Annotated in this window: 18 protein-coding genes; 12 read left to right on the forward strand and 6 right to left on the reverse strand. The window is 73.5% G+C overall.

Features of this window, described 5'->3' with window-relative positions:
- Positions 1–235 precede the first annotated feature (235 nt).
- The gene (locus ACTOQ2_RS25030) at positions 236–1429 is read right to left on the reverse strand and encodes an Ig-like domain-containing protein (protein ID WP_440102651.1); all 1194 of its coding nucleotides are present in this window, start codon (positions 1427–1429) and stop codon (positions 236–238) included.
- 382 nt (positions 1430–1811) lie between these two features.
- On the opposite strand from ACTOQ2_RS25030, the gene ACTOQ2_RS25035 reads away from it, so the two are divergent.
- From ACTOQ2_RS25035 to ACTOQ2_RS25050, 4 genes are all read left to right on the forward strand, one after another.
- Positions 1812–3500, forward strand: a complete 1689-nt coding sequence (locus ACTOQ2_RS25035; protein WP_440102653.1) for a SpoIIE family protein phosphatase — start codon at positions 1812–1814, stop codon at positions 3498–3500.
- On the forward strand, positions 3497–4645 hold the full coding sequence (locus ACTOQ2_RS25040; RefSeq protein WP_440102655.1) for a cobalamin B12-binding domain-containing protein: 1149 nt from the start codon (positions 3497–3499) through the stop codon (positions 4643–4645). The genes ACTOQ2_RS25035 and ACTOQ2_RS25040 overlap by 4 nt, the downstream gene beginning before the upstream one ends.
- 6 nt (positions 4646–4651) lie before the next feature.
- Entirely contained in the window at positions 4652–4987 is a 336-nt protein-coding gene (locus tag ACTOQ2_RS25045; RefSeq protein ID WP_440102657.1) for an STAS domain-containing protein, read from the forward strand.
- 62 nt (positions 4988–5049) lie between these two features.
- Positions 5050–5823 (forward strand): ArsR/SmtB family transcription factor, encoded by a 774-nt coding sequence (locus ACTOQ2_RS25050; protein ID WP_440102659.1) that lies wholly within the window; start codon positions 5050–5052, stop codon positions 5821–5823.
- Here ACTOQ2_RS25050 and recD2 read toward each other — a convergent pair.
- Positions 5798–8014: an SF1B family DNA helicase RecD2 gene (gene recD2 / locus ACTOQ2_RS25055; protein WP_440102660.1), complete on the reverse strand. Its 2217-nt coding sequence runs from the start codon at positions 8012–8014 to the stop codon at positions 5798–5800. The two genes, ACTOQ2_RS25050 and recD2, sit on opposite strands and share 26 nt — an antisense overlap.
- A gap of 362 nt (positions 8015–8376) precedes the next feature.
- Here recD2 and ACTOQ2_RS25060 point away from each other — a divergent pair, with 362 nt between their 5' ends.
- The 4 genes from ACTOQ2_RS25060 (at position 8377) to ACTOQ2_RS25075 (ending at position 12960) form a co-directional block, all read left to right on the forward strand.
- Positions 8377–9300, forward strand: coding sequence for a DUF4394 domain-containing protein (locus ACTOQ2_RS25060; protein ID WP_440102662.1), 924 nt, complete (start codon positions 8377–8379; stop codon positions 9298–9300).
- Between the two features lie 266 nt (positions 9301–9566).
- Positions 9567–11120, forward strand: coding sequence for a hypothetical protein (locus tag ACTOQ2_RS25065; protein WP_440102663.1), 1554 nt, complete (start codon positions 9567–9569; stop codon positions 11118–11120).
- A gap of 167 nt (positions 11121–11287) precedes the next feature.
- A complete protein-coding gene (locus tag ACTOQ2_RS25070; RefSeq protein ID WP_440066776.1) occupies positions 11288–11704 on the forward strand; it encodes a YciI family protein in 417 nt (138 codons plus the stop codon).
- Positions 11705–11712: 8 nt separating this feature from the next.
- A complete protein-coding gene (locus tag ACTOQ2_RS25075) occupies positions 11713–12960 on the forward strand; it encodes an RNA polymerase sigma factor (RefSeq protein WP_440102665.1) in 1248 nt (415 codons plus the stop codon).
- Positions 12961–12985: 25 nt separating this feature from the next.
- Here ACTOQ2_RS25075 and clpX read toward each other — a convergent pair whose 3' ends face one another.
- Positions 12986–14272, reverse strand: coding sequence for an ATP-dependent Clp protease ATP-binding subunit ClpX (gene clpX, locus ACTOQ2_RS25080; RefSeq protein WP_440102667.1), 1287 nt, complete (start codon positions 14270–14272; stop codon positions 12986–12988).
- Positions 14273–14320: 48 nt separating this feature from the next.
- On the reverse strand, positions 14321–15547 hold the full coding sequence (locus ACTOQ2_RS25085; RefSeq protein WP_440102669.1) for a cytochrome P450 family protein: 1227 nt from the start codon (positions 15545–15547) through the stop codon (positions 14321–14323).
- 103 nt (positions 15548–15650) lie between these two features.
- Here ACTOQ2_RS25085 and ACTOQ2_RS25090 point away from each other — a divergent pair, with 103 nt between their 5' ends.
- Together ACTOQ2_RS25090 and ACTOQ2_RS25095 are read left to right on the forward strand one after the other, a co-directional pair.
- The gene (locus ACTOQ2_RS25090) at positions 15651–16790 is read left to right on the forward strand and encodes a TetR/AcrR family transcriptional regulator (RefSeq protein WP_440102670.1); all 1140 of its coding nucleotides are present in this window, start codon (positions 15651–15653) and stop codon (positions 16788–16790) included.
- Between the two features lie 140 nt (positions 16791–16930).
- Complete coding sequence (locus ACTOQ2_RS25095) at positions 16931–17668, forward strand: sulfite exporter TauE/SafE family protein (protein ID WP_440066792.1); 738 nt, start codon at positions 16931–16933, stop codon at positions 17666–17668.
- 42 nt (positions 17669–17710) lie between these two features.
- Here ACTOQ2_RS25095 and ACTOQ2_RS25100 read toward each other — a convergent pair whose 3' ends face one another.
- Both ACTOQ2_RS25100 and ACTOQ2_RS25105 read right to left on the reverse strand, forming a co-directional pair.
- Positions 17711–18628, reverse strand: coding sequence for a helix-turn-helix domain-containing protein (locus ACTOQ2_RS25100; RefSeq protein WP_440102672.1), 918 nt, complete (start codon positions 18626–18628; stop codon positions 17711–17713).
- Positions 18629–18837: 209 nt separating this feature from the next.
- Positions 18838–19734 carry an alpha/beta fold hydrolase gene (locus ACTOQ2_RS25105; protein ID WP_440102674.1) on the reverse strand — a complete coding sequence of 299 codons (897 nt, stop codon included), beginning with the start codon at positions 19732–19734 and terminating at the stop codon, positions 18838–18840.
- A 117-nt stretch (positions 19735–19851) separates the two neighbouring features.
- On the opposite strand from ACTOQ2_RS25105, the gene ACTOQ2_RS25110 reads away from it, so the two are divergent.
- Both ACTOQ2_RS25110 and ACTOQ2_RS25115 read left to right on the forward strand, forming a co-directional pair.
- Positions 19852–21879, forward strand: coding sequence for an AfsR/SARP family transcriptional regulator (locus ACTOQ2_RS25110; RefSeq protein WP_440102676.1), 2028 nt, complete (start codon positions 19852–19854; stop codon positions 21877–21879).
- 94 nt (positions 21880–21973) lie between these two features.
- Positions 21974–22549, forward strand: a complete 576-nt coding sequence (locus tag ACTOQ2_RS25115; RefSeq protein WP_440102678.1) for a TetR/AcrR family transcriptional regulator — start codon at positions 21974–21976, stop codon at positions 22547–22549.
- Positions 22550–22686 lie beyond the last annotated feature (137 nt).

Genomic DNA, 22686 nt, shown 5'->3' on the forward strand with positions numbered 1-22686 from the left:
CCGAGAAAGTCCTCATCGGCCGCGCCGATCGCGCCCGCCGTCGTGGTCGCCGCACACGCTACCGCGCCCGCCCGGCCGGACGCGGCCCGTTTTTCACCACCCTTACCGCCACCCCGAGATCACACCCCGGGGTCACCCGGCCCGAAGCCAGGAGCCCGGCCCGAAGCCAGGAGCCCGGCCCGAAGCCAGGAGCCCGCCCGCGAGTCTCCGCGGGCGGGCTCCTGAGCCGGGGCGGTCAGGCCAGGGCGCTGCCCTTGCGCCATTCCTTGAACGACATCTGCCAGAAGCCCCAGCCGTTGTTCCACTCCATCTCGCGGTCGGTGCCCGTGATGGTGATCACGTCGCCGCGCTGGACCTGGTTGTAGAACCACCGGGCCTGGTCGGGGCGGGAGTTGATGCACCCGTGGCTGACGTTCCGGCGTCCCTGGGCCCACACGTTGTTCAGCGCGTGCACGTACTCGCCGCTGTTGGAGAAACGGACCGCGTGGTTGATCATCAGGTCGTAGTAGCCGGGGTCGCCCTTCTTGCGGCCCGGGGAGATCATGCGCTCGGGGTTGGCCTTGCCCATCGCCAGGTGGACGCCGCTGGTGGTGGTGTACTCGCGGGTGGTGGCGTTGCCCGCGCTGATCAGCATGGTCTGCACGACCTTGCCGTCCCGCTTGACGATCATCTTGTGCTTGCGGGTGTCGATCGTGGAGATCTGGGCCGCGCCGATCTGGATGACCTTGGTCATGTCCTTCACGCCGTACATGTCCTTGCCGCCCTGCACGCCCTTGAGGCGGGCGGTGAAAGTCACCTTCTGGTGCGGCTGCCAGAACTTGGCGGTCCGGTAGATCACGGTTGTGTCGTTGATCCACCGCCACGCGCCCTGGACCGGCTTTTGTGCCTTGACCTCCAGGGCCTTCTCCACTCCGGCCTTGTTGGCGATCTGCTGGTTGAAGGTGACGATGATCGGCGCCCCCACGCCGACCTTTTCCCCCTTGATCGCCGGGGTCACGTCCGCCACCTCGAGTTCGTGCTCGGGCTTGAGCGTCCTGAAGGAACTGGCGGCGGTCGTGCCGTCCACCGCCCGGGCCGACACGGTGTAGTCGCTGGCCGGCATCATGGGCGTGGAGGAGACCCACTTCGTGCGCTCGGCGTCGAAGTCGCCCTCCAGCTTCCGGCCGCCGCTTTCCACGATGACCTCCTCCAACGCGCCGTTGGAGGCCGCGACGACGACCTTCTTGTTCGGACGTACGGTTTTGCTGCCCTTGGCCGGGCTGATCTTTATCTCCGTCGCGGCCGGAGCGGTGGCGGCGACGGCGCCCGATCCGGAGCCGGGACCGGCGGAGGCCTCCGGGGCCGCCCCTCCGGAGCAGGCGGTGACCAGCACCGCCGCGGTCGCCAAGGCCAGACCGGCCAGCGGCGTCCTGAGGCGTCGGCGTTCCACGATCAGCACAATTTCTCTCCCCAACTACAGCAAACTGCTCTTAAAACACTAATAGGAGATGCATGATGACTGAACATGGTTGCGCCCGATTTGGTAACGTTTCGGACTCTTCGTAAAGTCAGAAAAATGCCAACCAAGAGTCAGGAAAAGGCAAAGTGGCCACGTCACGGGGCTGGACGTAAAACGGCCGCCCCGGCGAGGTGAGCGCCCGCGCGGGCGACATCCGGCCGCAAGCCGTCGCGCCCCGGCCGCATCAACGGCCCCCCGAGGGGCATGGGACAGTCGAAGACCCCTGGCGTCGCGTACCGGATCCCCCCGGCCCGCCCTGACGGCGGACGGAAGATAATCTGATCGATCCCTCTCCACACGGAAGTCATGGGTGATGACAAGACCTCCCCCCCTGCGCGATCCCGGCCACGCGCTCACCGCCGGCCTGGACACCGGCCTTGACAGCGACACCGACCGCGACGCGGGTGATGAGCGCGACGTCCCGCGGGCACCGGGCGAAGAGCTGTTGCGCGCCATCGTGGAGGCCGGCGGCGAGGGGGTCGTGCTGTGCGGCACCGACGGCGTCGTGGTGATGCTGAACGCCGCCGCGGCCGAGATGGCACCCGAGATCGTCCCCGGCCGCCCCCTGTGCTCGGGCCCGGCCGCGCCCCTGTTCGAGGGCGACCACCCCGAGGGCGAGAGCCGCGAGAGCGATCACGGGCAGCGCCGGATCCGGGTGCGCCGCGAGGTCTTCGGCCTCACCCACCGGGCCTGGTACCTGCGTGACGTCACCGCCGAGTCCGCCAGGACCGACGCGCTGCTGGCCGAGCGCCGGCGCACCGACTTCCTCATCGAGGCGGGCCGCAGGCTGTCGGCCTCGCTCAACATGCGCCGCTGCGCCCGTACCGCGATCGAGCTGGCCACTCCCTTCCTGGCCGACGCCGCCATGGTCGTGCTGCCGCCCTCGGGGCGCCGCCACGCCGGCTGGCTGCGCCTGACCAGCACCGACCGCGCCCTGCAGGAGGGCAACGTCGCCGTCGCCGACACCGCGCAGGTGCCCGGCCTGGCCGAGGCGCTGGCGGGTTTCCCGCCCGTGCCCAGCCGCTGGCTGGATCCGGGCCAGGTGCCCGGCTGGCTGCTGCCCGACAGGTTCGGGGCGGCCGGGCACCTCCTCGTCACCCCGCTGCCCGGCAACGGGGTGCCCGCCGGGGCGCTCGTGCTCGCCCGCCACGAGGACGGCCCGCCTTTCGACGAGGACGCCGAGACCCTGGTGCGGATCTTCGCCGCCCGGGCCGGGGCGGCGATCTCCGCCGCCGCCCTCTACCAGGAGCAGAGCGCCACCAACGCGATCCTCAGCAACGACCTGCTGCCCCCGCCGCTGCCCGCCCTGGCCGGCCTGGAGCTGGCCGGATCGCTGCGCGCCGCCCGCCAGGCCGGGCTCATCGGCGGCGACTTCTACGACGTCTACCTGCCCGAGACCGGCAGGCCAGGCGAGCCGCTGGTGGTGCTGGGCGACGTCTGCGGCAAGGGCGCCCGCGCCGCCGTACTGACCGGGCACATCCGCCACTGCCTGCGCACGCTGCTGCTGCTGGAAGAGCGCCCCGAGCAGCTGGTGGCCCTGCTCAACCGCTCCCTGCGAGGCTCGCCCACGCCCAACTCCTACGCCACCCTGGTGCTCGGCACGCTCAGCGCCGCCCCGGACGGGCACGTACGCGTGGACCTGGCGGTCGCCGGGCACCCGGCGCCGCTGATCCTGCGCCTCGACGGCACCGTGCAGGAGAGCACGGCCCACGGCTCCATGCTCGGCGCGTTCGCCGACACCGTCCTGGCCCCCGTCGGCGTCGACCTGGCCCCCGGCGAGGTGTGCCTGCTCTACAGCGACGGCATCACCGAGGCCTTCGGCGGCCCCACCGGCAGGGAGATGTACGGCGCCCAGCGGCTGAAGGCCGCCCTGGCCGGCTGCGCGGGCATGCCGGTCGCGGCCCTGGTCGAGCGGCTGGAGCAGCTCAGCACCGACTGGCTGGGCGGCGACGTCCAGGACGACCGGGCACTGCTGGCGGTGCAGGCGAGGCCGGCCCGATGAGCACGCTGAGCACCTCGCTGAGCACCGGGAGCGCCGGGAGCACCGGGAGTACCGGGAGCGCCGGGAGCGCCGGGAGCACGGCGGGCGCGGGAGGCGCTGGAGACACGGCCGCGGACCTGCGCGAGGCCGTCGAGCGATACCTGGAGCACACCGGGCGGGCCGACGAGTTCGCCGCCATCGACCTGGTGCTCGGCCTGCTGGAGGAGGGCGTGGACGCCGAGCGGCTGCTGCTGGAGCTCATCGCCCCCTCCCAGCGGCGCGTCGGCGAGCTGTGGGCGGCCAACGAGTGGTCCATCGCCCGCGAGCACGGCGCCACCGCCGTCAGCGAGCGCGCCGTCGCCGCGATCGCCGCCCGCGTCCGGCCCGAGCCCACCCGCGGGCGCCTCACCGTCGCCTGCGCCGACGGCGAGTACCACGCGCTGCCCACCCGCCTGCTGGCCGAGGTCCTGCGCCTGCGCGGCTGGCGGGTCGACTTCCTGGGCGCCAGCGTGCCCGGCCCGCGCCTGATCACCCACCTGCACCAGACCGGGCCCGACGCGGTCGCGCTGGGCTGCGCGCTGGCCACCCGCCTGCCCCGGGCGCACGCCACCCTCACCGCCTGCCAGGCCGTCGGCGTGCCGGTCATGGCCGGTGGGGCCGGCTTCGGCGCCGACGGCCGCTACGCCCGCCTGCTGGGCGCCGACGCCTGGGCGCCCACCGCCGACGTCGCGGCCGACCGGCTGGAGCGCGGCGACCTGACCGGCCCGCCCCGCCCGGCCGATGCGCCGGCCCACCTCGCCGACGAGGAGTACACCCACCTGACGCGCCGGCGCGCCGAGCTGCTCACCCGGGCGATGGAGACCCTGGCCCGCGCCTACCCGCCGATGGAGGCCTACGACCTCCACCAGCTCGACGCCACCGCCGCCGACCTGGGCCACCTGCTCGACTTCCTGTCCGCGGCCCTGTACGTCGACGACGCGCCGCTGTTCACCGGCTTCATCGGCTGGACCGGCGCCGTGCTCGCGGCACGCGGCGTCCCCGCCGAGGCCCTGACGGTGGGATTGCGCGTTTTCCACGACGAGCTGCGAGACTTCCCCCGTGCCCGCCACATGCTGGTCCAGGGAATCGAGGCGGCACCCCTCCCCGGCACCGATCAGGAGATCTGACGATTGATGTTCGACAAGACCCCGTTCCGTACCGAGGTGCGCGTCACCGCTCCGGACACCACCCTGCTCGTCCTCAGCGGTGACCTCGACTACGACACGGCCCCCGAGCTCTTCGGCTTCGCACAGGAGCTGTTGCCCGGGGAGATGCGCAACCTCGACCTGGACCTGTCGGGCCTGGAGTTCATCGACTCCTCGGGGGTGGCGGCCCTGATCAACGTCTACAACTCCGCCGGCGAGCACGGCATCACCATGCGGATCGTCGCCCTCACCCCCTACCTGCGCCACCTGCTGCGGGTGACCGCCCTCGACCGGCTCTTCAAGCTCCCCCAGGAGCAGGAGTGAGCGCCGACGGCCGGCGGTAGCGGGAAACACTTCGGCCGGCGCCGAAGCGTCCCCGGCCGAGGATGGAGACCATGACGTCGACCGCTCCGATCCCGCTGGCGGCATTGGCCGCCCTGCTCGCCGACGGCACCCGCGCCACGTTCTGCCTGGCCCTGCTGGACGGGCGGGCCTGGAGCGCCGGGGAGCTGGCCCGGCACGCGGGGGTCGCGGCCTCGACCGCCAGCGAGCACCTGTCCCAGCTCGTCGGCGGCGGCCTGCTGGCCGAGGAGCGCCAGGGACGCCACCGGTACGTGCGCCTGGCCGGGCCGGGGGTGGCCCAGCTCATCGAGGACCTGGCCGCCCACGCCGGCCTCGATGCCGCCGCCCGGCCCGCGACGCTGCGGGCCGCGAGCGCGGCCCGCGCGCTGGCCGGGGCCAGGACCTGCTACGACCACCTGGCCGGGCGGCTCGGCGTGGCGATCACCGACGCGCTCACCACCCGCGGCCTGCTGCGCCAGGACGCAGGGTTCGCGCTCAGCGACGAGGGACTGTCGTGGTTCGCCGTCGAGCTGGGGGCACCGCTGCCCGGCGGCGGGCGGCGCCCGCTGGCCCGGCCCTGCCTGGACTGGACCGAACGCCGTCACCACCTGGCCGGCACCGCCGGGGCCGTACTGTGCGCAACCGCGCTGGAGCGCGGCTGGGTCGGCCGGATCGGCTCAGGGCGTGCCCTGAACGTCACCCGCGCCGGACACGAGGCCCTGGCCGGCCTGCTGGGCCTCACCGGCCTGGACGCCGGCCCGGCCGACCCGGCACCACGGTCCGTACGGGCCCTCAGTGGCCGCGCAGGCGGTGGGTGAGGCTGGTGTGGCGGCGCCCGGCTCCCCGGGTGCGCACCGCCTGGGCCAGCGCGCGGCGCGAGCCGACGATGACGACGAGCTTCTTGGCCCGGGTGATCGCGGTGTAGAGCAGGTTGCGCTGCAGCATCATCCACGCGCTGGTGGACAGCGGGATGACCACCGCCGGGTACTCGCTGCCCTGGGAGCGGTGGATCGACACCGCGTAGGCGTGAGCCAGCTCGTCCAGCTCGTCGAAGGCGTACTCGACGTTCTCGTCCTCGTCGGTCAGCACGGTCAGCTTGTGGTCGTCGGGCCTGATGTCGACCACCATGCCCACGGTGCCGTTGAACACCCCCGCCGCGCCCTTCTCGTAGTTGTTGCGCAGCTGGGTGACCTTGTCGCCGACCCGGAAGACCCGCCCGCCGTAGCGGCGCTCGGGCATGCCCTCCCTGGAGGGGGTCAGCGCCTCCTGCAGCGCGTTGTTGAGGTTGCCGGCCCCGGCCGGGCCCCGGTGCATCGGCGACAGGACCTGCACGTCGCGGCGCGGGTTGAGGCCGAACTTGCGCGGGATGCGGTTGGCGACCACGTCCACGGTCAGCGCCGCGATCTCCTCGGGCTCCTCGCAGGGGAACAGGAAGAAGTCGGTCATGCCCTCCAGCGCCGGGGGCAGGCCGGTGTTGACCCGGTGGGCGTTGACGACCACCCCCGACTCCTGGGCCTGGCGGAAGATATGGGTCAGCCGCACCCGGGGGATCTCCTCCTCGGCGGCCAGCAGGTCGCGCAGCACCTCGCCCGCGCCGACCGAGGGCAGCTGGTCGACGTCTCCCACGAAGAGCAGGTGCGTGCCCGGGGCGACGGCCTTGACCAGCTTGTTGGCCAGCAGCAGGTCCAGCATCGAGGCCTCGTCGACCACGACCAGGTCGGCGTCCAGCGGGTTGTCGCGGTCGAAGGTGGCGTCCCCGCCGGGACGCAGCTGCAGCAGCCGGTGCACGGTGGTGGCCTCGTGGCCGGTCAGCTCCGCCAGGCGCTTGGCCGCCCTGCCGGTGGGCGCGGCCAGGATCACCTTGGCCTTCTTGGCGCGGGCCAGGGTGACGATGGAGCGTACGGTGAAGCTCTTGCCGCAGCCGGGGCCGCCGGTCAGCACGGCGACCTTCTCCGTCAGCGCCAGCCGTACCGAGTGGGCCTGCTCCTCGGCGAGCTCGGCGCCGGTCCGGGTGCGCAGCCATTTCAGCGCCGCGTCCCAGTCGACGGAGGCGAAGGCGCCCAGCCGGTCGTGCTCGCAGGCCAGCAAGGAGCGCAGCGCGCCGGCCAGGGACAGCTCGGCGCGGTGGAAGGGCACCAGGTAGACCGCCGGGACGCTGCCGTCGCCGACCGGGACGTCCTCGCGGACCACGCCCTCCTCGGCGACCAGCTCCTCCAGGCACCGCGCGGTCAGCTCGGCGGGAACCTCCAGGATCTTCACCGCGTCGCCGATGAGGTTGGGCGCCGGAAGGTAGCAGTGGCCGTCGTCGGCGGCCTGGGACAGGGTGTAGCGCAGGCCCGCCTTGACGCGCTCGGGGCTGTCGTGCGGGATGCCCACGGCCTGGGCGATGGTGTCGGCGGTCTTGAAACCGATGCCCCACACGTCGTCGGCCAGCCGGTACGGCTCGCTCCTGACGACCGTGATGGACTTGTCGCCGTACTGCTTGAAGATGCGGACCGCGATCGAGGTGGACACGCCGACCCCCTGCAGGAAGATCATCACCTCTTTGATGATCTTCTGTTCCTCCCAGGCGACGCCGATCATCTTGGTCCGCTTGGGGCCGAGCCCGGGAACCTCGACCAGCCGCTCGGGGGTGGTCTCGATGACCTCCAGGGTGTCGACGCCGAAGTGGTCGACGATCCGCTCGGCCATCTTCGGCCCGATGCCCTTGATCAGCCCGGAGCCCAGGTAGCGCCGGATGCCCTGGATGGTGGCGGGCAGCACGGTGGCGTAGGACCACACCTCGAACTGCTTGCCGTACTTGGGGTGGGAGGCCCAGCGCCCGGTCAGCCGCAGCGACTCACCCGGCTGGGCGCCCAGCAGCGGCCCGACCACGGTCAGCAGGTCGGCGCCCGAGCGGTCGGTGGCCACCCGGGCGATGGTGTAGCCGGTCTCCTCGTTGGCGTAGGTGATGCGTTCGAGGACGGCCGAAATGGAGACGCCCGTGACCCCGCGTTGCTCCGGCTGCACGCCACCTCCATCGCGCTGAACCCGCTCGCGCAAGTGTAGGACAGCCGCGGAAACCCCAGGCGCGTGTTTCCCCGCCTCCGGATCCCCCGCCCGACCCGGGCGAGCGCGGCGGGACGCGGTTCCCGTCGTGCCGGGGCCGCGGGTGAACCCGGTGGAGCGCGGGAGCGAAGTTTCGCTGGTTTCGCCAGGCTCCGTCCGGGTGCGGGCGGGGCGGATCCCCCGCCGATCCCGGACACGCCGGTGACCCGCGGCCCTTTCGCAGGCCACACCGTCGCCGGGTGTGATGAAGTCTCTGCGATCCGTAACGGCCTTGTCGCCGAAGACGCGGGTGCCGTGGCACCCGACCGCAGAAGGAGAGGCACATGCGAAGGACACTCATCGCCGCCGTGGTGGCGCTGGGCACGGTGGCGGGCGGCGTGACGGGCAGCGCGCCGGCGATGGCCGGGCGCAGGCCCGGCATCGACGTCATCGGGCTCACCGGCGACCAGCGCCTGGTGGGTTTCGAGATCCGCTCCCCCGGCCGCACCCGCGACCTCGGCAGGGTCCGCGGGCTCGCCGGCGACACCGCGCTCGTGGGCATCGACCACCGCGTGCGCAACGGCAAGCTGTACGGCGTCGGGAACCAGGGCGGCGTCTACACGCTCAGCGGGCCGGCCAGGGCGGTCAAGGTCTCGCAGCTGACCGTGCCGCTGAGCGGCGTCGACTTCGGCGTCGACTTCAACCCCGCCACCGACCGGCTGCGCGTGATCAGCGACACCGGGCAGAACCTGCGCCACAACCTCGACGACCCGGCGGGCGCGCCGGCCGCGGGGCAGACCGTGGCCGACGGGCCGCTGACCGGCGCGCAGACCCGCCCGCCGAGCGACCCGCCGGCCGGTCCGCCGAGCGACCCGTCCTTCACGCCGGTCGTCGCGGAAGCGGTCGCGACCGGCGTCTCGGGCGCCGGATACACCAACAACGACCTCAGCCCGGCCACCGCCACCACGCTCTTCGACGTGGACACCACGTCCGACCGGATGAGCCTGCAGTCCCCCGCCAACGCGGGCACGCTGGTGGCGACCGGCAACCTGCGCGTGGCCGCGACCGGCGCGGCGGGCTTCGACGTCCATAGCTCGCTGCGCAACGGCGTCACCGTCTCCAACAGCGCCTTCGCCGCGCTGAAGGTCGGCGGGCGCTACGGGTTCTACGGCATCAACCTGCTCACAGGTGCCGTCAACTACAGCTACGGCCTCTTCCCCGCCAACCGGCAGGTGCTCGACATCGCCATCCGGCTCGACCGTGGCTGAGGCGGGCGGCGCCGCCATCCACCGTTCCGGCCCCGGACCCCTTCAGTCGAGGCGAGCCGCCCCGCAGGCCGCCGAGTCGGACGCGGCCTACGGACAACCCCGGCCTTACTGACCGGTGCGGCTCAGGACGCGCTGGAAGATGATGAGCCCCGGAGCCGTACGCGAAGATCCAAGGTCTTCCCAGCGCCGGAGCGGGGCGATATGACAGGGAGGCGCCGTATGTCGGGGGCGGCACGGCCATCGGACGTCGCGACGGGGAGACCGGCATGACCGTACAAGTGATCATCGAGGCAGTCGGCCGGACGGAGCTGGCGGCCGAGCGGGTACGGGAGGTGGCCGCGGCCCACCCCGAGGTGCTCGCCCACCTGGAAGGCGCCGACGCCGGGCGGCTGATCGTGGGTCCCGCGGTGGCGCTCGGCCACGAACCGGACGCGGGCGCCCCGTTCCGGGCGGGGGTGTTTGACCCGGTCTCCAACCGGGGGGTCGAGCTGCGCGGGACCCTGGACCGGCCCGAGGAGGCGCAGGTGCTGCCCAGCGCCCACCGGCCCAACCCGCGCCACGAGGAGCTGAGGGCCGCCGCGTTGGTCCTGCGCGCCGACGCGCGCTTCCCCGCCGGGGACGACGTGCTGGTCTACCAGCCGATGCCGCCGCTGGCCGACCTGGACAACCCAGACGGCACCACCACCCGCCGCCCCACCCTGGGCGTCTACGACCCCTCGGGCGCCACCCGGCACCGCGTCGTCGCGGTGGACGTCGCCGCCGGCGTCGTCGACTGGTCTCCCGCCGGTGTCGGCGTCGCGACGCACCACCCGGGCGACTGCGAGTCGCACCTGCCCGTCCCCGTGGAGAGCCTGCGCGACCGGGGCGGCCCCGACCAGGTGCGGCTGCGCGTGGTCGACAGCACCACCGAGCTGTGGAACATGATCGTGGTGCGGCCGCGCGCCTCGACGCCCATCAACCCCGGCGACGGTTCGGGGGTCGAGCTGCGGGACGTGCGTCACCGGGGCAGGCTCGTGCTGCGCCAGGCGCACGTGCCGATCCTCAACGTCCAGTACGAGGAGGACGGCGTCACCTACCGCGACTGGCAGTACGAGGAGACCCGTTTCTCGGCGACCGGCACCGAGCCGGTGGGCTGGGGATGGCGGATCTGCGCCGAGCCGCCCCGGACCATCCTGGAGCGGCCCGACAACGACGCCGGCAACTTCCAGGGCGTGGCCTTCCACCACGACGGCGGCGAGCTGCGGATCGTCAGCGAGCTGGCGGCCGGCTGGTACCGCTACGCCTCGGAGTGGCGCCTGGCCGACGACGGCACGATCAGGCCGCGCTTCGGGTTCGCCGGGGTGCGCAACCCGCGCACCTGCATGCGCCACCGCCACCACGTCTACTGGCGCTTCGACTTCGACGTGGAGGGGTCGGCCAACGACGTGATCGAGCAGTTCGACGACACCGGCTCGACCGTTCCCCAGGCGGTGCCGATCGTGCGGGAGGTCGCCCGCAGGCGGCGCCACCCCGCCCTGTACTGGCAGGTCACCGACAAGACCAGCGGCCGGGGGTGGCGGATACACCCCGGCGAGCACGACAACACCACCGACCCCTACGGCGTCGCCGACCTGTGGTTCCTGCGCCACCACCCGGCCGAGCTGTACGACGGCAACACCGGCCCCGACAACCGGGCGATGCTGAACCGCTTCGTCAACGGCGAGAGCGTCAGCGCCACCAACGTCGTCGTCTGGTACGCCGGGCATTTCCGGCACGACCAGAACGACCCCGAGCCTCACCAGGGGCACGTCGTGGGCCCGGACCTGATTCCCGTCACCTGACCGCCGGCCGGCGGAGGCGTCGAATAGCCTGGGGAGCCGGCGCGAGCGGGCGGCGGCGATCCGGTCGATTTCGCGATCCGGTCGCGGGCGGATGTCCGGTGGGGGCCCGCGGCTCCGACGTCTCCGGTGCCGGGCGCCACGGCGGCGCCGGCGGAGAGGAAGAGACCATGAAGTACATGATCTTGATGTACGGCTCGCAGCGGGACTACGACGCCATGGCGGGCAAGGACGGCGACCGGCCGGCCCTGTCCCCGGAGGACTTCGCGCCGATGCACGCGTTCATGCAGGCGTTCTCCAGGGATCTGGAGGAGTCCGGTGAGTTCGTCGAGACGCGGGGGCTGGCCGCCCCGGTCCACACCCGCAGGGTGGGGTCGAAGGACGGTGTCCCGGTCGTGACGGACGGCCCCTACGCCGAGACCCAGGAGGTCCTGGCCGGCTACTGGATCGTGGAGTGCGAGAGCTTCGACCGGGCGACCGAGATCGCCGCCCGCCTCGGGGAGTGCCCCGCCCCCGGGGACATCGCCGCGAACTCCTACGCCGACGTACGGCCGGTCGAGGAGTTCCAGGGCGAGCCGGCGATCTGATCGTCTCCGTGCCCGGCACCGAGTTCGAGGACCTGCTGCGCCGCCTGGCGCCGCAGGTCCTCGGCGCGGTGGTACGGCGCTACGGGCATTTCGACGCCGCCGACGACGCGACGCAGGAGGCGCTCCTCGCCGCCGCCACGCAGTGGCCGAAGGACGGCGTCCCCGACAGCCCGCTGGGCTGGCTGATCACGGTCGCCTCGCGCAGGCTGACCGACCTGCTGCGCGCCGAGCAGGCGCGCCGGCGCCGTGAGGACACCGTCGCCCGGTGGACGTTGCCCGGCCAGTGGCTCGCGCCCGCCGCCGACCGGCCCGCCTCGGAGTCCGACGACACGCTCATCCTGCTGTTCATGTGCTGTCATCCCTCGCTGTCGGCGGCCTCTCAGATCGCCCTCACCCTGCGGGCGGTCGGCGGCCTGACCACCGCGGAGATCGCCCGGGCGTTCCTCGTACCGGAGGCGACCATGACCCGGCGCATCACCCGGGCCAAGCGCAGCGTCAAGGACAGCGGCGTCCCGTTCGGCATCCCCTCGGGCCCGGAGCGCGCCGAACGGCTCCGCGTGGTCCTGCACGTGCTCTACCTGATCTTCAACGAGGGCTACGCCAGCACCTCGGGGCCGAACCTGCAGCGCGTCGAGCTGTCGGCGGAGGCGATCCGGCTGACCCGGATGGTCCACCGGCTGCTGCCCGACGACGGCGAGGTGACGGGGCTGCTCGCGCTCATGGTGCTCACCGACGCGCGCCGGCCGGCGCGTACCGGGCCGGACGGCTCGCTGGTCCCGATGGCCGAGCAGGACCGGAGCCTGTGGGACGCGGAGGCCATCGCCGAGGGCGTGGCGCTCATCACCGGCGTGCTCCCCCGGGGGACGGCCGGCCCGTACCGGCTCCAGGCGGCGATCGCCGCGATCCACGACGAGGCGCCGAGCGCCGAGGCGACCGACTGGCCGCAGATCACCGCGTTGTACGAGCTGCTGATGCGCATCTCCGACAACCCGATGGTGGCGCTGAACCACGCGGTGGCGGTGGCCATGGCCCGCGGCCCGCACGCCGGGCTCGGCCTGCTCGATCCGCTCGCGGCCGACGGGCGGATCGCCGAGGACCACCGGCTGCACGCGGTCCGCGCGCACCTGCTGGAGATGGCGGGTGATCACGTGGCGGCCCGTGACCGCTACCGGGAGGCGGCCCGGCGCGCGACCAGCCTCCCGCAGCAGCGCTACCTGCACGCCAGGGCGGCACGCCTGGCGGACGCCCGCCGGTGATCACAGACGCCCGCCGGAAAGCCTCTCAGGCGGACCTGTCGCGGCGCTCGGGTCCGCGATCGGGGTGGCGGCGCGGCACCAGCGTCGGGTTGACGTTGCCGAGCACGGTGTCGCGGTCGATCACGACGCGGGCCACGTCCTCGCGGCCCGGTACCTCGTACATCACGTTGAGCAGGATCTCCTCGAGGATCGCGCGGCTCGCGCGGGCGCCGGTGCGCCGCAGCAGCGCCTGGTCGGCGATCGCGCCGACGGCCTCCTCGGTGAACTCCAGCTCGACGCCGTCCATCTCGAACAGCCTGCGGTACTGCTTGATCAGGGCGTCGCGCGGTTCGGTGAGGATCCGCACCAGCGCCGTACGGTCCAGCGGCTGGAAGGTCGCCACCACCGGAAGCCGGCCGACCAGCTCGGGGATCAGCCCGAACCTCAGCAGGTCCTCGGGCATGACCTCGGCGAGGGCGTCCCGCTCCCGCCCGGCCCGGATCGGGGCGCCGAATCCGGCGCCACCGCGGCCGGTCCTGGACTCGATGATCTGCTCCAGGCCGGAGAACGCGCCGCCGACGATGAACAGCACGTCGGTGGTGTCGATCTGGATGAACTCCTGCTGCGGGTGCTTGCGGCCGCCCTGCGGCGGCACGCTCGCGGTCGTGCCCTCCAGGATCTTCAGCAGGGCCTGCTGCACGCCCTCGCCGGAGACGTCGCGGGTGATCGACGGGTTCTCGCCCCTACGGGCGATCTTGTCGATCTCGTCGATGTAGACGATGCCGGTCTCGGCCCTCCTGACGTCGTGGTCGGCGGCCTGGATCAGCCTGAGCAGGATGTTCTCGACGTCCTCGCCCACGTAGCCCGCCTCCGTCAGGGCGGTGGCGTCGGCGATGGCGAACGGGACGTCGAGCATCCGGGCGAGCGTCTGGACGAGGTGGGTCTTGCCGCATCCGGTCGGGCCGACCAGCAGGATGTTGGACTTGCCCAGCTCGACCGGCTCCCCGCCCGCGGCCTGCCGCGCCTGCGCGCGCACGCGCTTGTAGTGGTTGTAGACCGCCACCGCGAGGGATCTCTTGGCGCTCTCCTGCCCGACGACGTACTGCCCGAGGAAGTCGTGGATCTCCCGCGGCTTCGGCGGCTTCCCGAGCCCGCTTCCCGGAGAGCCGGGGGCTTCCCCGAACTCCTCCTCGATGAGCTCGTTGCACAGCTCGACGCACTCGTCACAGATGTAGACGCCGCCGGGGCCCGCGATGAGCCGTATGACCTGCTTCTGGCTCTTCCCGCAGAACGTGCATCTCAGCAGGTCGCCGCGTTCACCGGTGCGTGCCATGGGAAAACGTCTCCTCGACGGTCGTGCGGGCGGGTGGGGCCGGGGCGTTCAGAGGGTCACCAGCAGCGACGCCAGGCGCCAGGTGCCCGGGTCGGGCGCGCGTCCCGCGTTCTCCGGGGCGAGGGCCAGGCCGGGAAAACGGCGCAGCAGCGCCGTGAGCGCGACCTCGGTCTGCACGCGGGCCAGCGAGGCCCCGAGGCAGAAATGCGGCCCGTGGGCGAATCCGAGGTGTCCCGCCGTGCCGGTGGCCCGGCCCAGGTCGAGCAGGTCGGGGTCGGTGAACGCGCGCGGGTCGCGGTTGGCGGCGGCGATCGCGGCGGTGACGGGCTCGCCCTTGCGCACCAGCGTGCCGTGGAGCTCGACGTCCTCGCGCGCGTAGCGGGGGATCGACAGCAGCGTCGGGCCGCACCAGCGCGTCAGCTCCTCGACGGCGCGCGGCATGAGCCCGGCGTCCTGGCGCAGCGCGGCGAGGTGGCCGGGGTGGGTGAGCAGGACCTCCACGGCGTTGGCGATGAGGTTCGTGGGCGTCTGCCCCGCCATGACCAGGTGCCAGACCATGGTGACCAGCTCGGTGTCGCTGAGCCGGTCGCCGTCGTCGGCCTGGGCGCGGATGAGGTCCGACAGCAGGTCGTCGCCGGGTTCGGCGCGCCGGCGCGCGACCGCCGCCTTGGCGCCCTCCATGATGCCCGGGATGGCCTCGGCGAACCTCTGGCCGCCACCTCCCACGACGGTGGCGCCGTACTCGCGCCAGCGCGGGCGGTCGGCGCCGGGGATGCCGACCAGCTCGCAGATGACGTCCATCGGCAGCGGCCGGGCGAAGTGCCCGAGCAGGTCCACCACGCCGTGCTCGGCGTGCCCGGGCAGGGTGTCGAGCAGGGCGTCGACGATGGGCTCGATCCGCGGCCGGAACTCGGCGGCGCGGCGCGCGCTGAACGCCGGCGACACCAGCCGGCGCAGCCGCAGGTGCTCGGGCCCGTCCATCTCGCTCATGGTCCGCATGTAGGGCAGGCAGTCCTCGGGCACGTCGGGCCGCATGAAGCTGGCGGCGTTGATCTCGAAGCGCGGATCGCTCAGCATCGTCCTGACGTCCTCGTGCCGGGTGAGGGCCAGCATCGGGCCGAAGCCCGGGGCCACCAGCCGCGCCAGCGGCGAGATCTCCCTGGCGCGCCCGTACGCGGCGAAGGGGTCGCGCAGCACCTCGGCGTCGGTGAGGTGGATCTCGGGAACCTCCGGAACCTCGGGGATGTCGCTCACGTCCTGGCCGGCAGTGGTCATGGGTCCTCCCGAATTTCAGATGATGTAAACAGATGATCCTGTCATCTGAGTGGTCACGGTATCTTGGATCGGAATCGACGGCAACGCGGTGACGAGGAGGACGATGAGCCGGCTCAGCAGGACGCAGTTGCAGGAGCGCAACCGCGCCAGGGTGCTGGCCGCGGCCTCGGAGGAGTTCGCCGAGCGCGGCTTCCGCGACGCGAAGATCGACGCCATCGCCGAGCGCGCCGAGCTCACCCGCGGCGCGGTCTACTCCAACTTCCCCGGCAAGCGGGCCCTGTACTTCACGGTCCTGGCCGACCTCGCCGAGCGTGCCCCCGAGCCGCCGAACCCGGAGCCGAGCCTCACCCCCCACGAGGCGCTCGGCGCGCTCGCCCGCGCCTGGCTGGCCCGGCTCCCCCTGACCACCGACGAGCGGCACGGCCTGGCCAGGATCGGCGTGGACCTGATGCCCGAGATCCTCGCCGACGAGCGGACCCGGCGGCCGTTCGCGCAGCTGACGAAGCTGAACGCGATCCTGCTCGGGCTCGCCCTGGAGCGCCTGCGCCCGCCCGCCACCCCCGACGGCCGCCTGATGCGCGTGGCCGAGGCCACGCTCACGACCCTGCACGGCGCGAGCCAACTGGCCGCCGCCGCCCCCGGCTTCACCGATCCCTTCACCATCGTCGGCGCCTGCGAGCGGCTCGCCGGCCTCGACCTCGACGACAGGTGGCCGTCCACCCCGTGGATCCCGCGGGCCCGTCCCGCCGACGAGGCGTGGTCCCCGCCACCGGCGGTGGACGCGGTACGCGGCGAGCCCGCGCGGCTCACCGGCGGCGACGGCGACGGCGTGGTGGCGATCCTCGGGCTGCACCGGCTCGAGGCCGCCGAGGAGGCGGTGCGGGCCGCACCGGCGGGTGCCGAGGTCACCGCCGTCCTGGTCACCGGCGACCCCGGCGAGCTGGCACCGCTGGCACGGCTGGCCGTCACCGAATTCTGCGGCTGCCTGCGCCAGGCGTTCCCGCCCTCGGCGTGGCCGCGCCTGCAGGTGGTGTTCGACGACTCGGGCGCCCTGGCCGCGGCGGCCGGTGTCCTGGCCGTCAGCGACGCGACCGAGGCCGCCGTCCGCGTCGAGGCGGGCCGGATCGTCGTGCGCGCCGACGGCCGCGGCGCGTGCCACACGGCCGCCTCGACGCCGGGCGAGGCCGTGGCGGGCGACGGCGGGCGATCCGCGCGGTCCTCGGCACCGGCCCCGGGACGATGAGACCGCCTGCCCCGGCGCGCTGAAGCCGCCGGCGCGCCCGCCGGGAATCTTCGGGCCCCCGGCCAGGGGATTCGCTGGCTGACGCATCATGTACGGTCATCTGTGACCTTTTCTCCCGCTTCCTCCCTCCGGGGAGGCTGATGCCCTCCCTCGACGTCGTCCAGTGGGTCATCCTGCTGGCCGCCCTGTTCCTGGTGGGCTTCTCCAAGACCGGCGTCTCCGGTACCGGAACGGTGGCGATCGCCCTGTTCGCGCTCGTGCTGCCGACGAAGGAGTCCACCGGCACGCTGCTGCCGCTCCTGCTCGTCGGCGACCTGGTCGCCGTGGCCTCCTACCGGCGCCACGCCGACTGGCCGAGGCTGATCAGGCTGTTCCCGTGGGTCGCCCTGGGCGTGGTCGCCGGGGCCGTGGTGGTGCGCTGGGTCGACGACGCGCAGATGAGACGGCTCATCGGGGCGATCCTTCTGGTGATCATCGCCGTTCACCTGTGGAACCGGCGCCGGGCGCCGGAGGACTCGCTCGCCCACCGCCGCCCGGTGGCCGCCCTCGCGGGCGTCTTCGCCGGCTTCGCCACCATGACGGCGAACGCGGCCGGCCCCATCATGGCCGTCTACCTCCTGGCGGCGGGCCTGCCGATGCTGGGCTTCCTGGGCACCAGCGCCTGGTTCTTCCTGACGATCAACGCCTTCAAGGTGCCGTTCAGCGTCGCGCTGGGCCTCATCACCCCCACCTCCCTCGTCTTCGCCGCGCTGGGCGCCCCTGCGGTCCTCGCCGGAGCCGCGACCGGGCGCGCCGTCATCGGCCGCATCGACCGCACGCTCTTCGAACGGATCACGCTGGGCCTCACGCTGCTCGCCGCGGTACGCCTGCTGCTGTGACGTCCCGCCCCGGTCACCCCTTCGGGATCGACGGTGGCGGGTTCAGCGGTGGGCGCCCAGGGCGGTGATCACCCAGTCGAAGGCGGGGATGACCGAGGGGGACGGCTCTCGGCCGTTGAGGACGCCCAGCAGCTCCCAGTAGCGCTCCACCTGGGCGTCGGCGAGCATCCTGAGCCGATCGCGCAGCTCGGCGCGCTCGGCGGGCGACAGCCGGGGCCCGATGATGCGGCCCAGGACGCGCCCGCCCTCGGCCGACTCCGGCGTGACACCGTCGGACAGCGCCCGGCCCGCCCTCTCCAGCACCAGCCGTCGCAGGTCGAGCCCGGCGTCGATCCGCGGGTCCGAGGAGCCGCTGAGCACGATCCGCCGCAGCCGCCGCCGGAAGTCCTGATCGGCGACGAGCTCGGCCAGCTCCACCCAGGCGTCGACCTGACCCGGCGTCGGATCGTCGGGCAGGTCCTTGGGCAGCTCCCGCATCCACCCGGCGACGATCGCGGTTTCGTCGTCCCTGCCGAGATCGACTCCCGCGAAGACGTCGCCGACGAAGTCGTCGACGACCCGCTGCCGCTCCGTGGCGGACAGCCGGGCGAGTTTGTGCGTCATCAGTGTCTCCTCCGTTGTACTGCCGCGCCTGGCGATCGTGCGGAGCACGGCGCGGCGAAGTCTCAGGGTCCGGATCTCCGCGTCCAGCGCCCGGGCGTGTGTTCGTGCCACCTCGGCCACCGTGACCTGGCGAGCCAGGATCTCCCGGATGTCCTCCAGGCCGATGCCGAGCTCGCGCAGTGTCCGGACCAGGTCGAACCGGGCGACGGCCGCCGCGTCGTACAGGCGGTACCCGCCGTCGGAACGGCCGGTGGGCGGCACCACGCCGCTGTCGGACCAGAAGCGGATCGTGTGCACCGGCAGGCCGGTACGACGAGCGAGCCGGCCGATCGTGTAGAACTCCGCGCTGTCACTCACGAGACGAATCTGCACCCTCAAGTCACCTGAGAGTCAAGCCGCGGGCGCGGCGGAGGCGACGGGAGGGCCGCGTGCCGATCTCCTGAGGGACACCCGCCTTCGCGGGGCGGGCGGCGTGAGGCGACCGGCGCGGGTCGCCTCGCGCCCCCGCCCACGCCGATCCCGGCGGCCCCTGCCACGCCGGGCGCGGGTCACGCCGGGCGGCGGGGTCAGCGCGGGCCGGTCGTCCGGCGCGAGAGCAGGTCCCGAAGGGCCTGGGCGACCTCGGCGGGGGCCTCTTCCGCCATGAAGTGGCCGAAGGTGACGGGGATGTGCCGCAGGTCGGAGGCCCAGGCGCTCCACAGCGCCGCCGCGTCGAAGCCGAGGGCAGCCCCCCAGTCCTGCTGGAGCACGGTGACCGGCATCCGCAGCCGGTTGCCCGCGTCCCGGTCGGCCCGGTCGTGGTCGACGTCGACACCGGCGGAGGCGCGGTAGTCGGCCACGATCGAGGGCACCGCCGCGCGGCAGGCCTCCAGGTAGGCGGCGCGGACGTCGGCGGGGATCGCCCGCGGGTCCTTGGCCCAGATGTCCAGGAAATACCCGAAGAAGGCGTCGGAACTGGCGGCGATCATCTGTTCGGGCAGGCCCGGAGGCTGGGCCATCAGGTACAGGTGGAAGCCGACGGCGGCGGTGGTGCCGTGCATCACCTCCCACATGTCCAGCGTGGGCAGCACGTCGAGGCCGGCCAGGTGGGTGATCGTCCCGGGATGGTCGAGACCGGCGCGGATGGCGACCAGGGCGCCCCGGTCGTGCCCGGCCAGCGCGAAGCGCTCATGCCCCAGCGCGCGGGCCAGGGCGACGATGTCGGCGGCCATGGTCCGCTTGGCGTAGGCGGTGCCGTCGGTCTCGGCCGGTTTGTCGCTGGCTCCGTAGCCGCGCAGGTCGGGGCAGATCACGGTGTGGTCGGCCGCCAGGTCGGCGGCGACGTGCCGCCACATCAGGTGGGTCTGGGGGAAACCGTGCAGCAGCACGATCGGAGTGCCCGTCCCCCCGACGGCCGCGTTCAGGGACACGCCGTCGGCGACGGGGACGCGCCGGTAGTCGAATCCGGTGATGACAGGCGCCATGGTCGCGCTCTTTTCCATAGGTGGTTGGACGCCTTCAGCCTGCCGGGCGTGAATGAGCATCCGGTCAGCGCGCTACCGTGGCCAGGGGGGATGCCCCGGGAAGGGACGGGTCAAGGGGTGCGGGTCACGTTCGGGGTGCTGGGGCCGGTGACGGCCTGGGACGGTACCGCAGGCGTGATCGCCCTCAAGGGGCCCCGGCACCGCGAGGTGCTGGCCCGGCTGATCATCGCCCGCCGTCGCGTCGTCCCGATCACCGGCCTGGTCGAGGACCTGTGGGACGATCCGCCGCCCGGCGCGGTGGGCGCGGTGCGCACCTTCGTGGCCGCACTGCGCCGCGCGCTGGAACCCGGGCGCCCGCCCCGGACCCCGGCCCGGCTGCTGGTCACCGAGGGGCCGGGGTACGCGCTGCGCGCCGAGCCGGGCGCGGTGGACGCCTGGCGCTTCGAACGCGCGGTGTCGGCCGCCGCGACGCTGCCGCCCCAGGACGGGCTCGCCCGGCTGGCCGAGGCGCTGGGGTGGTGGCGCGGGCCCGCCTACGCCGAGTTCGCCGACCGGACCTGGGCCCGCACGGAACGCGCCCGCCTGGTCGAGGTGCGGCTGCAGGCCGTCGAGCGCCAGGCCGAGATCCGGCTGGCCCTCGGCCTGGCCGCCGAGGCGGTGCCGGACCTTGACGCGCACGTGACCGAGCACCCCTGGCGCGAGGACGCCTGGCGGCTGCTGGCGCTCGCGCTGTACCGCGCCGGCCGCCAGGGCGACGCGCTCGCCGTGCTGCGCCGGGCACGAACGACGCTGGTCCAGCAGCTGGGGGTGGATCCGGGCCCGCCCCTGCGCCGCCTGGAGACCGACATTCTCCACCACGCCGGCCACCTCGATCTCGCGTCCGGCCCTGGCGGGGCGGCGGCCCGGGTGTGGGCGCAGACCGCCGCCGTCTACGACCGCACCGTGACCTCCGGTCCCCGGGCCCGGCTGGAGTCGGCGGTGGGCCTGCTGCGCAGCCTCGCGGTGACCGGAGGCGCCGGGCTGGAGGCGGCTCGCCGGCACCGCCTGGCGGCCATCGCCGCCGCCGAGGAACTGGACGACGTGGAACTGACCGCCCGGGTGATCGGCGCCTACGACGTCCCGGCGATCTGGACCCGTTCTGACGACCCCGAACAGGCGGCGCGTGTCGTGGCGGCGGCCGAACGCGCCCTGGCCGGCATCCCGCCCGGCGCGCACGAGGCGGCGCGGGCCGGCCTGCTGGCCACGATCGCCGTGGAGTCGCGCGGCACCCGCTCGGCGCGCGGGCCCCAGGCCGCCCGCGAGGCCGAGGAGATCGCCCGCCGCCTGGACGATCCCGCGCTGCTGGCGTTCGCCCTCAACGGCGTGTTCATGCAGACCTTCCACCGCGCGGGCCTGGCTCCGCGCAGGGACGAGATCGGCGCCGAGCTGATCGCCCTGTCCACCCGGCACGACCTGGTGGCCTTCCGGATCCTCGGGCATCTCATCCGCGTCCAGGCCCGTGGCGCGCTCGCCGACTTCACCGAGGCCGACCGGCACGCGGCCGCCGCGGACCGGCTGGCCGAGCGCCACGAGCGGCCGCTGGTGGGCGTGTTCACCCAGTGGTATCGGGCACTGCGGCTCGCCGCAGCCGAGCGGGCACCCGAGGCCGAGATCGAGGCGGCCTACCGGGACGCCGCCGCGCGACTGGACGGCGCCGGCATGCCCGGCCTGGAGGGCGGCCTGCTGCCGCTCGCGCTGCTGTGCCTGCGCCTGCGGCACGCGTCGCCCGCCCCCACCGACGATAACACCGGCGAGCACACCGACGAGATCACCGACTGGGGCCCCTACGAGCCATGGGCCCGTCCCCTGGTGCTGCTGTCCAGGGGCCGTCCCGCCGAGGCCGCCGAGGCGCTGCGCGATGTCCCCGACCCGCCCCGCGACCTGATGTCCGAGGCCCTGTGGTGCCTCGTCGCGCGGGCCGCGATCGCCGTCGGCGACCGGGAGACGATGGAACGCGCGCGCGAGGAGCTCACCCCTGCCGCGGCGGAGCTGGCCGGGGCGGGCAGCGGCCTGCTCACCCTGGGGCCGGTCTCCCGGCACCTCGGCGACCTCGCCGGCGCCCTCGCCCGCCACAACACCACGGCCCGCTCCCGGCGGGCGCGGTGACCCGGCCCGGCCTTGTGGAACCGCGGCACCCGCGGCACCCGCGGCGCGGCGGCCGGCCGGGCGACGCTCGGCGAGTTTGGCCTAGGCTGGGCCCGTGACACCCAATGTCGAGCGGGGGACGGCGTTGCGCGCGGACGCCGCGCGCAACCGCGCACGGGTGTTGCAGGTCGCCAGGGAGCAGCTGGCCGCGGGTGACGACTCGCTCATGCTGAACACCATCGCCCGGCTCGCGGGAGTGGGCGTCGGGACCGTGTACCGGCATTTCCCCAACAGGCACGCGTTGCTGGAAGCACTGCTGGCGGAGAGCTTTCAGCAGCTGGTCCGTGAGGCGCAGGCCGCGGCGGCCGACGAGGATCCGCTCGCGGGCCTGCACCGCCTCCTGCGCTTCGCTCTCGGACGCGCGCTGGACGACGCCGGGTTCGCGGCGGTGCTCGGATCCGCCAGCGACGCCGACGCACGGACCTCGGCGATGAAGGCCGAGCTCGACCGCGCCGTCGCCGAACTGCTCGACCGCGCTCGCCTCGCGGGGGCCGTTCGCCATGGCATCGAGGCGGACGACATCCGCCGCCTGCTCTGCGGCGTCGAGCACGCGGTCCGCTCCGGTGACGACGCCAGGCACGCGGAGCTCTACCTCGACGTTCTCCTCGAGGGTCTGCGCCCTCCGCGTTGACGACGGTCTGATGTTTCCGGCTCGTAGGTTCGCTGCCGCATTCCGCCCTTCTAATCGGATACCCATCCGTTTATGCTACGGTACGAGCCAGAAAGCGGATAGCTATCCGTTAATGGATGGCCGGCGAAGGGCGAGAA

Source organism: Streptosporangium sp. H16, assembly GCF_051918855.1.
In the GTDB taxonomy this organism is placed as follows: domain Bacteria; phylum Actinomycetota; class Actinomycetes; order Streptosporangiales; family Streptosporangiaceae; genus Streptosporangium.